This is a genomic window from Lactobacillus sp. W8174, assembly GCF_016100975.1.
Lineage (GTDB): Bacteria > Bacillota > Bacilli > Lactobacillales > Lactobacillaceae > Lactobacillus > Lactobacillus juensis.
Window position 1 is genome coordinate 230,532 of the sequence record NZ_JACFRN010000002.1, and the last position, 13,125, is coordinate 243,656.

The 13,125-nt window shown below is 37.4% G+C and carries 11 protein-coding genes, 1 tRNA gene and 1 riboswitch; of the genes, 9 read left to right on the top strand and 3 right to left on the bottom strand.

Translation table 11 applies throughout. The features are described 5' to 3' along the window. Positions 1–31: 31 nt before the first annotated feature. The 3 genes from H3U49_RS04090 to H3U49_RS04100 form a co-directional block, all read right to left on the bottom strand. Positions 32–2,098, bottom strand: coding sequence for a MucBP domain-containing protein (locus H3U49_RS04090; protein WP_198179912.1), 2,067 nt, complete (start codon positions 2,096–2,098; stop codon positions 32–34). A gap of 233 nt (positions 2,099–2,331) precedes the next feature. Beyond that, a tRNA-Gly gene (locus H3U49_RS04095) sits at positions 2,332–2,402 on the bottom strand. Between the two features lie 186 nt (positions 2,403–2,588). Then, positions 2,589–3,194: an SOS response-associated peptidase family protein gene (locus H3U49_RS04100; protein WP_198179914.1), complete on the bottom strand. Its 606-nt coding sequence runs from the start codon at positions 3,192–3,194 to the stop codon at positions 2,589–2,591. A 96-nt stretch (positions 3,195–3,290) separates the two neighbouring features. Here H3U49_RS04100 and trpS point away from each other — a divergent pair, with 96 nt between their 5' ends. The 9 genes from trpS (at position 3,291) to H3U49_RS04145 (ending at position 13,024) form a co-directional block, all read left to right on the top strand. Next, entirely contained in the window at positions 3,291–4,310 is a 1,020-nt protein-coding gene (gene trpS / locus H3U49_RS04105; protein WP_198180080.1) for a tryptophan--tRNA ligase, read from the top strand. Positions 4,311–4,314: 4 nt separating this feature from the next. Further along, entirely contained in the window at positions 4,315–4,794 is a 480-nt protein-coding gene (locus H3U49_RS04110; RefSeq protein WP_045928576.1) for a deaminase, read from the top strand. Then, on the top strand, positions 4,751–5,386 hold the full coding sequence (locus H3U49_RS04115) for a TPM domain-containing protein (protein WP_370466820.1): 636 nt from the start codon (positions 4,751–4,753) through the stop codon (positions 5,384–5,386). Before H3U49_RS04110 ends, H3U49_RS04115 begins: the two co-directional genes overlap by 44 nt. A 68-nt stretch (positions 5,387–5,454) precedes the next feature. Then, positions 5,455–5,620, top strand: a riboswitch (M-box (ykoK) riboswitch). Between the two features lie 87 nt (positions 5,621–5,707). Beyond that, positions 5,708–8,398: a magnesium-translocating P-type ATPase gene (mgtA, locus tag H3U49_RS04120; protein ID WP_198179916.1), complete on the top strand. Its 2,691-nt coding sequence runs from the start codon at positions 5,708–5,710 to the stop codon at positions 8,396–8,398. A 116-nt stretch (positions 8,399–8,514) separates the two neighbouring features. After that, a complete protein-coding gene (gene metG / locus H3U49_RS04125) occupies positions 8,515–10,491 on the top strand; it encodes a methionine--tRNA ligase (RefSeq protein ID WP_198179918.1) in 1,977 nt (658 codons plus the stop codon). Further along, positions 10,491–11,258 (top strand): TatD family hydrolase, encoded by a 768-nt coding sequence (locus tag H3U49_RS04130; protein ID WP_198179920.1) that lies wholly within the window; start codon positions 10,491–10,493, stop codon positions 11,256–11,258. The genes metG and H3U49_RS04130 overlap by 1 nt, the downstream gene beginning before the upstream one ends. Continuing rightward, positions 11,245–11,811, top strand: a complete 567-nt coding sequence (gene rnmV / locus H3U49_RS04135; RefSeq protein ID WP_198179922.1) for a ribonuclease M5 — start codon at positions 11,245–11,247, stop codon at positions 11,809–11,811. Before H3U49_RS04130 ends, rnmV begins: the two co-directional genes overlap by 14 nt. Beyond that, positions 11,801–12,694 (top strand): 16S rRNA (adenine(1518)-N(6)/adenine(1519)-N(6))-dimethyltransferase RsmA, encoded by an 894-nt coding sequence (gene rsmA, locus H3U49_RS04140; protein WP_198179924.1) that lies wholly within the window; start codon positions 11,801–11,803, stop codon positions 12,692–12,694. Before rnmV ends, rsmA begins: the two co-directional genes overlap by 11 nt. Before the next feature lie 84 nt (positions 12,695–12,778). Continuing rightward, positions 12,779–13,024 carry a Veg family protein gene (locus H3U49_RS04145; RefSeq protein ID WP_046332563.1) on the top strand — a complete coding sequence of 82 codons (246 nt, stop codon included), beginning with the start codon at positions 12,779–12,781 and terminating at the stop codon, positions 13,022–13,024. The last annotated feature ends 101 nt before the right edge of the window (positions 13,025–13,125 follow it).

Below are 13,125 nucleotides of genomic sequence, written 5' to 3' on the forward strand. Positions count from 1 at the left end.
CTGACTCTTATTTTTTTACTTGTAATATTTATTAAAAGTTACTCATTTTGACGTATTGTTTTTTTCCTACGATATAATATAACTTCTGCTGGATCTTAACGGCTGCGCCATAAGTTCTAACTTTTTGCCCTTTCTTTAAGGCTTTACGCTGCAACTTTTTAGCTGCTTTACTGTAAACGTAGCTGTTGCGCCTGAGCTTGCGCTTAACACCTGAGACGTTAGTAGCCTTAATATAGTTATTTTGACCTAATTCGTAATACTTCTTGCCCTGAATAACTTTAGTACCATAAGTCCAAATAGTCTTGCCCGTAAAGTATTCGCCAGTTTTACGGCTACCATTTTGGTCGTACAGGTAGGAATTATGAAAAACTGTTCTCCTTACTGCAGTCCGGTTTGTGACGTTTTGCGAGTAAATATAGGTGACACTTTGCGGCCTATCAGTATAGAAACCAGTGGCATTATTTGGTCTTTGGGTCAAATTATAGCCAGTCAATTTTACTTCTTGCGTAAGATAACCATCTCCGACGTTACCGGTTAGAACCCGATCAGGAGCAAGCTGCTGGCCATTTTCATCTTGGTAATGAACTGTAACGACTCCTTCTCCAATATAGTGGGAGCCGGTTTGTTTCGGTTTCTTAGCATAAATATAAGTAACCTCTTGAATTTGGTCAGAAAAAGTTCCTTTGGTGTTTGCCGGACTAGTTTTTAAAATATAGCCATTAATGTCTTTGGCACTACTGGAATATGGATCACCACTGTTTCCAGTTAAAGCATTATCCGGAGCTATGCTTTTTCCTGATTCATCCAGAAAGTGCTCTATAACTGCAGAATTTGTTCTAACATAAGTATCATGATCTTGTGCACCTGTATATTTGGACATTAATTCCTTGGATGTCCAATGTTTACTGCCTTCAGGATGCTCCATAGTGCCGCTGCCAACATTTAGCCAAAAGCCAGGTCTATCTAGTGCAGTATTTTTAAGAGAACAATTTGGCCCTAAAATTAAAGTATTCAAATTAGAAGCTCCGGCTAGCATGTAACTTTTCTTTGCAGAAAGCGTATTGAAATTACTGATATCCAAAGTTTTTAAGTTAATACAATTGCTAAACATAGCTGACATTTCAAGCACTTTAGCAGTATCAAAATTCTTAAGATCTAGGCTGGAAAGACTAGTACAATAGCCAAACATGTTAAACATACTGTTAACTTGAGAAGTATTAAAGCTGCTAAGATCTAAACTGGATAGATTGGTGCAATTATTAAACATGTTAGTCATTTCATTAACTTTGGTCGTATCAAAATTTTTAAGGGATAAGCTGGTAAGACTTTTACAATTTTGAAACATTGCGTACATATTCCTAACGTTTCTGGTGTCAAAACTGCTTAAATCAAGTTGTTTTAACTTCTCACATCCACTAAACATTTGACTCATACTAGTAACTTGAGATGTATCAATATTTTCTAAACCTTCAATTTTAGTAGTGTAAGCAAGGTCAGAAAATATCCCGTTTGCTTTACCAATAATTTTCAACGGACCATCAAACTTTAATGTTTCAGCGAGTCCGAATGTATTGGGAATATAGGGAATAAGTTGATCAGGATCAGTAATAGTCCCTCCTGAAATAGTGCATACACGTGCATCAACATCAAGTGTTACTTTTAATCCGTCCCACTCACCAGTCATTACTGATTCAGGATCCTCTTCCTTAGCTAACATAGTTCCTGTTGAGGATTTTTGCGCATCTTTTATGTTTTGAACACTTGATGGCTGAAGTTGGTCTGCAGTATTAAGAGTAGGACTAGAATTTGTGCTAGTGGTGGCACTGCTTTTTAATGGGTTAACATCTGTATTATTAGCAACATAAATATTAGTATTATTGCCTATATTCTTGTTTTTTAAGCTATTAGTATTTTGATAAAACTCTTTGTACTTATTTTTATGCTTATTAATTACTTCTCTTTTTGTAGTCAAGGGTTTAGTTACTGCAGTATCAGCTTTAATGACAGCAGGATTCATAGCAATTAAACCTAGAACTGCTGTAGCGACACTAGTTAATATTAATTTTTCTCTGCCGTGTAAATTAAATTTTGAATTCATTATTATACCTTTTGATCTTACAAAATTAAAACCAGAACCAAACTGACATTAATTTTAAAAATAATACCTAAATTTATATTAACACTAAATGATTGATAATTATACCAAAATAAATTAATATATATTTATAGTATATTTAAATATTATATAAACAAAACAGATATAATAGCCTTACATTAATAATTTGATAAACAAAAAAAGCAATAGCTAGTAAAGCCATTGCTTTTTATTTAAGCGGATAGCGTGAATCGAACCCGCATCTTCAGCTTGGGAAGCTAACATTTTACCATTAAACTATACCCGCATTACTCAAACAGTTTACCATGTTTCGTTTTCGAAACCAAGTTTTGTTTTTTAAAATTTTACAAGTAAGCTGCTAAGAGAAGAAAAATGTCCTAAAGTAATGTCATTTTTTAAGAGCTCTAGTCTCAATTTGCATAATAATAAATAGGAGCGAGAAGCTGTTTGAATTAATTTGGAGATATTGTTATTACTTTTTAGGTGGTAACTTAACAGAATCAAGACTTAACTGGCTGCGATCAACTAAGGATGAAAAGTTCTGAAATAGCCATTGGCGCAGTTCAGCAGCCTGGAGAACTAAAGGCATCCGGTTATGAATTTCAGCGTAAGTCTTATTTGGCTGAGTAGTAACCATTGAAAAATGATCCTTTTGATAAATTCCGGCAATTAGTGTTAATGCACCCTTTGTATTCTTGAAACTGAAGCGTTCATGGTATGTATGACCATTTGCGGCAGAATAAGTATTATGTCCTGATTCAAAAAATTGGCTGGCAACAATAATACAACGAGATTTGGCAAAAGAAGAATCCCACATTGACCGTTTTTCTTCAAAAAAGCGTTCAATTCGCGCATTAAATACAACTTTTTTGTGATCAAATGGACTAGGATAACCCCAAGATTTAGGCAACAATTGCAATTGATTATCTGTGTAGACTAGTACCGGGGCAATTCCCTTAGGAAAAATGCCCTGATTTTGAGGCAAATTGCTTGCCGGCTCTACTAGAGGCAAATTTAAGTCATTTACTAAGTATTTTTTAATTTCTGCTAAACTTGGCAGTTGAAATTGATTGCACATTTTTTCCTCCATGTTTAATCATTGCACGATTTTTGGTAGAATTAATATAATTATCACATTAAAAAGATTTTAATTATTTAAGGAAGGTAAAGTATGATGAAAAAGAAAGTTATCCTTACAGGTGACCGCCCAACAGGGAAATTGCATGTGGGACACTATATTGGCTCGTTAAAAAACAGGGTTAAATTGCAAAACTCAGGCGAATATCATCCATTTATCATGATAGCTGATACACAAGCATTAACTGATAATGCGCGTAATCCTGAAAAAATCCAAAAAAGTTTAATTCAAGTAGCGCTGGACTATTTAGCAGTTGGCATCGATCCTGAAATTTCTACAGTTTTTATTCAATCACAAATACCTGCCTTGTTTGAATTAACGGCCTATTATATGGATTTAGTTACAGTTAGCCGTTTGGAACGTAATCCGACTGTTAAAGCTGAAATCAAGCAAAAGGGTTTTAATGATTCCATTCCCGTTGGCTTTTTAAATTATCCAGTGTCACAAGCAGCAGATATCACAGCCTTTAAAGCAACTTTGGTGCCGGTTGGTGATGATCAGGAGCCAATGCTAGAGCAGGCGCGTGAAATAGTGCGTACTTTTAACCGCGTTTATAACTGCAATGTATTAGTAGAACCAAAAGGTTACTTTCCAGAAAAGGGCGAAGGGCGCTTACCCGGATTAGATGGTAATGCCAAAATGTCTAAATCCTTAAATAATGCTATTTATCTTTCTGACGATGCCAAGACCGTTGAACAAAAGGTAATGTCAATGTATACTGATCCCCAGCACATTCATGTTGAAGATCCAGGCAAAGTTGAGGGTAACACTGTCTTTACCTACCTTGATATTTTTGATCCTGACAAGGATAAGGTAGCGCAATTAAAAGAAGATTACCAAAAAGGCGGCTTGGGTGATGTCAAAATTAAGCGTTATTTAAATACAGTATTGGAAAAAGAACTGACTCCAATACGTGAACGGCGCGCTAAGTACGAACAGAATACATCTGCTGTCTATGATATGTTAATTGAGGGCTCTAAAAAAGCAAACGAAGTCGCAAACCAGACCTTACAGGAGGTAAGGGATGCAATCGGTTTGAATTATTTTAAGAGGTAAAAAAATGCGTAAGCGAATTCCCTGGAAGCAGTACTTTATGATGCAGGCCCTAGTAATTGCTCAGCGCTCGACATGTGATCGGGCATTAGTGGGTAGTGTTTTAGTGAAAAAGAATCGGATCATTGGCACAGGCTATAACGGTTCTGTTACGGGACAGCCTCATTGCGATGATGTTGGTCACCAACTGGTTGACGGGCACTGTGTGCGCACCATTCATTCTGAAATGAATTCACTGATCCAATGTGCACGTAACGGCGTTTCAACTGATGACACAGAAATTTATGTTACACACTTTCCCTGTTATAATTGTGCTAAAGCGTTAGTGCAGGCTGGAGTTAAAAAAATCAATTATTATTTTGATTACAATGACAGCCCACTTGCGATTAAACTTTTTAAAGATTGCGGGGTTCCTTATGAACAAATTAAGATCGATCGGCAATATGTGGAGCAATTGGCCCATAAACTGGAAGACGCTGAAAACTAAACTAGCATTATTTACTGCTTTAATTGGTATTTTTCTAACAATGACCGGTTTTGCAAGTCCTAATATTAAAGATAACAGCAATCTGCTTGAGCGGGAAACCAGTAAATTAATTTTAGCGAAAAATGATCGTTATTTTCAGACTAGTGAGCAGCCACAAATTATTGTTAAAACGGTGAATCGGATTGATCACTTAACACCGGCAAAGTTAAATAAGTATAAGCGGACGGTTTTTATTGTTGTTGGCACTAAAAATAAAAAGCGCAATGTGCAAATTTACTCCAGTAAAGACCTGCACAGCGCATTTTCAGCCGATGTGCGCGGCAATATCATTCGTTCACAATCCGATAAATTGCGCAGCACTAATAAAAAGAAATTTAATGAAGGATTGCGTTTTGTATTTAGAGCATGTGCCACTACTATTGATCAACGTTACCAATATTCACTGGATAAGTATGATTTGTCCAGTGATGAGCGAGCACAGCTTTCTCACCCTCACAGGTTGGCCCTGCCTATAGCCTTGGCGCTTGCTTTATTAATTGGCGGTTTGATTTATTTCTTCAAAAACAATTTGAACCTAAAAAAAGATAAATAAAAAAAGATAAAAATGTTGACTTTATCATGTGTTATGTATTACACTCACAATGCAAATTAAATAAACAACAAATAAACTGTTAGGTGAGACTCCTACGTGAACAAATGCTATCGCCCGGAAACATCCAGAGATGCCAACGGGTCAAATAGTTTTCGTCGATATAAGGCGAAAACCAGATAGCTAGCTGTAAGACTTACGTCACGTAGTGTTAAAACTGAACGATGAGTATAATAATACCTGTTGAAAAGGGACGCCAAGCGGTTAGCAAAGGCGGCCCTTTTTTAGTTTGTTTGAATAATTCTGTGATGAGGAGTGGGGATAATGCTGAAAAAACCAAATGGCACAACTAGCAACAAGGATTTGGCTTTGGTAAAGGCAATTGCCAAGGAAAGCAGATCAGAAACTTTGGCGAGGCTACATGCGAGCAGTAACGGGTTAACCAGCAAGCAAGCCGAAGAAAATAGGGAGGAATACGGTTCTAATACTATTGCTTCAAATAAACATAATTCTAAGTTGCGTTTTTTAGCTGAAGCTTTTATTACTCCTTTTACATTAGTATTGCTAGTTCTAGCAACTTTGTCTTTGTTTACTGATTATATTTTTGTGCCAGCAGGTGAAAAAGATCTGACAACCGTTGCAATTATGCTAACGATGGTTTTAATTTCTGGTATTACCAGTTTTGTCCAAAACGTTAGGTCTTCAAATGCGGTAGATTCACTATTGAAAATGGTTTCTGTCACAACAGATATTATTCGTGATGGCAAAGACCAGGAAATTGATACTAGTGAAGTAGTTGTTGGTGATGTAATTCGCCTGGCTGCTGGTGACATGGTACCGGCAGACATGCGTCTTTTGACTAGTAAGGACCTCTTTTGTTCATCCAGTTCATTAAATGGTGAATCAAATCCGGTAGAAAAGATTGCTACAGAAAAACCTAAGCTTGGTGCTGATCGCGACTATCTTGATTACCCCAACATTCTCTACGAGGGCACGACAATCGTATCCGGTTCGGGGTTGGGCATTGTCTTTGCTACTGGTGAAAGAACCATGTTCGGCAAATTGGCTCATGATATTTCACATAATGATGTTAAGAATACTACCTTTGACATTGGTATCAAAAATGTTTCTAAATTATTGATTATCATGACTGCCATCATTGCTCCTTTGGTCTTCATCATTAATGGCATTACCAAAGGTGACTGGGTCAATGCTTTGATTTTCTCAATTGCTACAGCTGTTGGCTTAACCCCTGAGATGCTGCCAGTCATTGTGACCACCAATCTGGTCAAGGGGTCAATTGAGATGTCAAAAAAGGGCACCATTGTTAAAAAGATGAATTCAATACAGAACTTCGGCTCTGCTGATATCTTGTGTACGGATAAGACGGGAACATTAACGCAGGATAAAGTAGTTTTGGAACGCCATTATGATCTCAACTTAAGAGAAAATCCGCGTATTTTGGAGTTAGGCTACCTTAATTCTAACTACCAAACAGGGATGAAAAATCTGATTGATAAAGCAATTATTGAAGCTGCCGGCGATGAATTGGATATTAATGAAATTCAGCGTGATTACAATAAAATCGATGAAATCCCCTTTGATTTTTCCAGAAGGCGCATGAGTGTCGTGGTGGAAAACTCTGATGAGCAACATGGTGAGCACCTGTTAGTAACAAAGGGTGCTTCAGAAGAAATGATGGCTGTTGCTACCAAGCTTGAAGTTGACGGTCAGATTCTGCCTTTAACCCCTGAACGTAAGCAAAAGGTAATGGCTAAAGTAAATGACATGAATGATGACGGCTTGCGCGTGATCATGCTGGGATACAAGCGTAATCCTGCTCCTGTTGGGGAATTTTCGGTTAAAGATGAAAATGACCTTATTTTATGTGGCTATCTGGCCTTTCTTGATCCGCCTAAAGAAAGTGCTAAAGATGCTTTGGCACGTCTAAGATATGATGGTATCAACGTTAAAATTTTAACAGGTGACAATGAGGCAGTTACCAGAACTGTGGGTCTGCAGGTGGGTTTAAATGTTGATACAGTTTATTCAGGTGCAGATTTAGAGGGTAAGAAACCAGAAGAATTAGCTAAAATGGTGGAAGAGTGCAACATTTTTGTCAAATTATCACCAGAAGATAAAACCAAAATCATTAACCTGCTAAAGAAAAACGGTCATACAGTAGGCTACATGGGTGATGGCATCAATGACGCGCCAGCGATGAAAGCAGCCGATGTTTCAATTTCAGTTGATACAGCTGTCGATATCGCCAAGGAATCAGCTGATATTATTTTGCTGCATAAGGATTTGAATGTACTAGAAGAAGGCGTAAGAATTGGGCGCAAAGTATTTGGCAATACTATGAAGTATATTAAGATTACTCTTTCTTCCAATTTTGGGAATATCTTGTCAATTATGGTGGCTTCTTCATTCTTGCCTTTCCTGCCAATGCTGCCATTGCAACTGTTAGTTCTCGATTTACTTTATGGAACTAGTTGTCTAGCACTGCCATTTGATGATATGTCTGATAAGTTTTTAAAGGAACCACGAACATGGTCAACTAAGAAGCTACCTAAATTTATGTTTTATTTCGGTCCAACTTCATCTGTTTTTGACATTTTGACATTTGCCCTATTATTCTTTGTAATTTGCCCCCAATTAGTCGGTGGCAATTATAGCGCACTTGGAGCAACACAAAAAGTAGCATTTGTGGCTCTTTTCCACACTGGTTGGTTTATTGAATCACTTTGGACTCAAGAAATGGTTATTCACGCACTGCGTGATCCGCGTTTGCCGTTTATTAAACAGCACGCAGCACCAGCAGTTACATTGGCTACATTTGGTGCAGGAGTAATTGGAACTTTAATTCCATTTTCATTCCTAGCAACAAAGCTGGGTTTTGGCAAGATGCCAATTGAATTCATGTGGGTAGTATTTGCTATACTTGTTCTATATATTTTACTGACTACAGTTATCAAGCATTTTTATTTAAAAGGTGAAAAGTTTTTAATCTAAAAATAAGCACAAAATGCTAAATATCTACTAAAAAAGAGAACTCCGTAAGGAATTCGCTTTTTTGTTGGTGTAGTATAATATAATATAATTAAACAAAAATTAAGGAGAAAATGAAAATGGCTGATAAAAAAACTTTCTATATTACAACACCAATTTACTATCCGTCTGGTCGATTGACTATTGGTAATGCGTATACTACTATCGCAGCAGATGTGATGGCACGCTACAAACGTAGTCAGGGTTACGACACCTTCTTTTTAACCGGTACTGATGAACATGGATTAAAAATTGAACAGAAAGCTGAAAAGCAAGGGGTTAAACCGCAAGAATTTGTGGATAAAATGGTTGTTATTTATAAAAAGTTGTGGAAAAGCCTTGATATTTCTTACGACAAATTTATCCGGACAACTGATAAAGAGCACGTAAAAGGTGTCCAGAAGATTTTTGAACAACTGTTAAAACAGGGTGATATTTACCTTGGTGAATATACTGGCTGGTATTCAGTAGAAGATGAAGAGTACTTCACAGAATCACAATTGGCTGAAGTTTATAAAGACGATGATGGTAATGTGATTGGTGGTAAGGCCCCATCAGGTCACGAAGTGCAGCTTGTTAAGGAACCTTCATACTTTTTCAAGATGAGTAAATATGCTGATAGGCTTTACCAATACTACCAAGATCATCCTGATTTTATCCTGCCTCATTCTCGCGAAAAGGAAATGGTCAACAATTTCTTAAAACCGGGTCTTGAAGACCTCTCAGTTACTAGAACTACTGTTTCTTGGGGTATTCCAGTACCAAGTGATCCTAAACATGTTGTTTATGTTTGGATTGATGCGTTATCTAACTATATTACTGCATTGGGGTACGGTTCAGATGATGATTCATTATTTAAGAAATATTGGCCTGCAGACATTCATCTTGTAGGTAAAGAAATTGTGCGCTTCCATACTATTTACTGGCCGATTATGTTGATGGCTTTGGGATTACCGTTACCTAAGCACGTCATTGGTCACGGCTGGGTATTAATGAAAGACGGCAAGATGTCCAAGTCGAAGGGTAACGCAGTTTATCCTGAATCTATTATTAATCGCTACGGTGTAGATGCTTTACGCTACTACTTGATGCGTGCTTTGCCGTTTGGCTCTGACGGTGTCTTTACCCCCGAGGACTTTGTTGAGCGTGTTAACTATGACTTAGCAAACGACTTAGGCAACCTGCTCAATAGAACTGTATCCATGATCAATCAGTATCAAAATGGAAAAGTTGAACCTGTTGCGCAAGAGCAGGATGACTTAGGTAAGGATTTGGCCCAAACAGCAGCAGAAGTTATTGCCAGCTACAAAAAAGAAATGGATACTTTGCACTTTACTCAGGCAATCGAGGATATTTGGAAGTTTATTAATCGTGCTAATAAGTATATTGATGAAACTATGCCTTGGAACTTAAACAAGGAAGGAAAATCTGCTGCTCTAGCTCGTGTAATGTCAAACTTGGCAGAGAGCCTGCGAATTATTGCCTTATTAATTGCACCAATTATGACCAGAACCCCAGTTGAAATGTTCAGACAATTAGGTCTAGACTGGAACAATGATGAACAAAAGAAATTAGAGTTTGGTGCCTGTGCTTGGAAAACTCAAGTCATCTCTGATCCAAAACCAATTTTCCCAAGAGTTAAGCCTGAAGAAGAAATTAAATACATTAAAGATGAGATGGCAAAAGCTAAACCTAAGAAGGAAAGCCGTAGCGAACAAGGTCAGGATAAAGAAATTTCAATTGACGATTTCGCTAAGGTTAAAATTCAAGTTGGCAAAATTTTATCTGTTGAGCCTGTTCAAGGGTCTAAGAAATTGCTGCAGTTCCAAATGGACTTTGGCAATGGCGATGAAAGACAGATTTTAAGTGGTATTCGGCAATATTATCCTAATGCCAGTGAATTACTTGGCAGAAAAGTTTTGGCCGTAACTAATCTTAAGCCACGTAAGATGCTGGGTCATTTGAGTCAAGGTATGCTTTTGTCCAGTGAGAAAAATGGTGCAGTCAAATTAGCCTTGGTTGGTGACGAGCACGAAATCGGGGCAGAACTAAGTTAATGGAGTTAATTGATAACCATACCCATTTACAAGATGAGCCCTTTCGCGGTAAAGAAGAGTTTTATCTTGACCGGGCACAAAAACTGGGTGTGACCAAAATAATTTGTGCAGGGCAGGATCCTGATTTTAACAAGCGCGCGATTGATTTAAGTCAGCGTTTTACTCAAGTTTATGCGATGGTTGGCTATTGCCCTGATGTTGCTAAAGATTATGACCAAAAAGCAGAAGATTTATTGATCGAGCAGTTACAACTGCCTGGTGTGGTTGCCTTAGGTGAAGTAGGCCTTGATTATTATTGGGATGAATCTCCTCGTGACAAACAAAGAGAAGTTTTTGCCAGGCAGGTTGAACTGGCCCATGAATTAAAAAAGCCAGTTGATATTCACACTAGGGATGCTTTTAGCGATTGCTACGAAATACTAAAAAGCAGCAATTTAGAATATGGTGCAATTTTGCACAGCTTTAATGGCGATATTTCATGGCTGACGAAGTTCTTAGATTTGAATGTGTATTTTTCTTATTCAGGGGTTGTTTCTTTTACTAAAGCGGTGGAAGTGCATGAAGCGGCTCAAAAAACTCCTTTGGAGCGTTTATTAGTTGAAACGGACGCACCTTATCTCACTCCTAAGCCGTATCGAGGCAAGCAAAATGAACCTGCAAATGTTTATTATGTGGCCCGGGCAATTGCTGAATTAAAAGGTCTTCCGCTAGAAGAAGTTGCTCAGGCAACATATGCAAATACGATGAGGGTCTATGGACTTAATTAAAAAACATTTTAATGCTGTTGTAGTTGTTGAGGGAAAAGACGATACTATTCGGCTTAAGCAGTTTTTTCCGGGCATTGAAACAATTGAAACTAACGGCTCCGATGTGCCTGAAACAGTGCTGATACAGTTGCAGAAATTAGCTCACAAAAGAGATATTATCGTCTTGACTGATCCTGACTTAAATGGTGAACGGATAAGGCGCATAGTGACTCAGGCAGTACCAACAGCTAAACAGGCTTTTATTACTCGAAAAGAGGGAGAGCCGCATAAAAAAGGTTCCCTTGGCGTTGAACATGCATCAAAAGAGGCTTTAACAAAAGCCCTGAGTGATTTACATGAAAAAAAACAGCCGGTAAGTGATCTTACGAAAGCAAAATATCAAAAACTAGGCCTAGCAAGTGGCTCTAATTCTCGTAAATTGCGTGAATTAGTTGGCAATAAACTCCGTATTGGCTATGGCAATGGCAAGCAGTTTTATCACCGTTTACAAACTTTTGGTATTTCACTTGCTGAACTTAAGCAAGCTGTTGAGGAGGTTCAAGATGAACACTGAGATTCCTATTGGTTCTCCTGTTAGAACTCAGGCAATTATTAATCGCTATTTTATGAAAGCTAAAAAAAGTTTGGGTCAGAATTTTTTAGTAGACTTGGATGCTCTTCAAGGTATTGTGCAAGCTGCTGACATTAAAAAAGATGACCAGGTAATCGAAATTGGCCCTGGAATTGGGTCTTTAACCGAACAATTGCTGAAGGCAGGAGCGAAGGTTTTTGCTTATGAGATAGATGAAAAACTTCCTGAAATATTGCACAACGAACTACCGACAAAAATTGCTGGAGCACCACTGAGTGTCCGGTTTAAGCTTAAAATGAAAGACATCTTAAAAGCTGATTTTAAGCAGGATTTGGGTGATTTCTTTGATCTAAGCAAGCCAATCAAAGTTGTGGCTAACCTTCCTTATTACATTACCACGCCGATAATTTTCTTCCTTAATAATTCTGAATTAAAATTTGCCAGCTTGACGCTGATGATGCAAAAAGAAGTAGCAGATCGTTTGAGTGCTCATTCAGGGACAAAAGAATATGGCCCTTTAACAATCGCTGTTCAAACAGAAATGTCTGTTCAGTCATTTATGACTGTAAAAAGTTCTTCTTTTATTCCCAGACCAAAAGTTGACTCCAGTGTCGTGGTTTTAAAGCCTTTACCTGCGGAAAATAAAATTGATATAGCTGATCCTCAGCACTTTAATTGGGTAGTTAAGATGTGCTTTGCACAAAGGCGGAAAACATTAAATAACAATTTGAAAGTACTCATACCAAACAATGATGATCGAATACATTTAATTAAGTCATTAGGAGTCGATTCTCAAATTCGCCCAGAACAGCTAACTCTTAAGCAATTTGTCCAAATTGCTGCAAGTGTGCCAGTTAAAAATTGACGAAAATATTCTGTGGTACTTTTTAAAAAGAATTGAAAAAATAATAATAAAGTGGTATAATTCAACCCAAAGGAGTTGTTTTCATTGCCAACATCTATTATGACCATTAAGAGTAAGCTGGATTCACATTTGGGTGATTCGTTGACTGTAGTTGCAAGAGCCGGACGTAAGAAAGTTACAAAAAGACGTGGAATTTTAAAGAATACTTTTCCCGCAGTTTTTGTAGTTGATTTGGATCAAGATTCAAATAATTTTGAACATGTTTCTTATAGTTATACGGATTTGTTAACCAAAAATATCACATTAAAATTTGATGACGCTGTGCAGTAAGACTAAAGCGATTATCTAGAAATTACTTTTTGGCATTAACATTTGGTAAAATGTTAGTGCCTTTTTTTATGGTTGAGTGTATAGTAGTAACTGGCAAAAGA

Excerpts from the sequence above, each read along its gene's own strand:
- H3U49_RS04090 (WP_198179912.1), bottom strand. The coding sequence starts at position 2,098 with ATGAATTCAAAATTTAATTTACACGGCAGAGAAAAATTAATATTAACT.
- H3U49_RS04100 (WP_198179914.1), bottom strand. The coding sequence starts at position 3,194 with ATGTGCAATCAATTTCAACTGCCAAGTTTAGCAGAAATTAAAAAATAC.
- trpS (WP_198180080.1), top strand. The coding sequence starts at position 3,291 with ATGAAAAAGAAAGTTATCCTTACAGGTGACCGCCCAACAGGGAAATTG.
- H3U49_RS04110 (WP_045928576.1), top strand. The coding sequence starts at position 4,315 with ATGCGTAAGCGAATTCCCTGGAAGCAGTACTTTATGATGCAGGCCCTA.
- H3U49_RS04115 (WP_370466820.1), top strand. The coding sequence starts at position 4,751 with ATGTGGAGCAATTGGCCCATAAACTGGAAGACGCTGAAAACTAAACTA.
- mgtA (WP_198179916.1), top strand. The coding sequence starts at position 5,708 with ATGCTGAAAAAACCAAATGGCACAACTAGCAACAAGGATTTGGCTTTG.
- metG (WP_198179918.1), top strand. The coding sequence starts at position 8,515 with ATGGCTGATAAAAAAACTTTCTATATTACAACACCAATTTACTATCCG.
- H3U49_RS04130 (WP_198179920.1), top strand. The coding sequence starts at position 10,491 with ATGGAGTTAATTGATAACCATACCCATTTACAAGATGAGCCCTTTCGC.
- rnmV (WP_198179922.1), top strand. The coding sequence starts at position 11,245 with ATGGACTTAATTAAAAAACATTTTAATGCTGTTGTAGTTGTTGAGGGA.
- rsmA (WP_198179924.1), top strand. The coding sequence starts at position 11,801 with ATGAACACTGAGATTCCTATTGGTTCTCCTGTTAGAACTCAGGCAATT.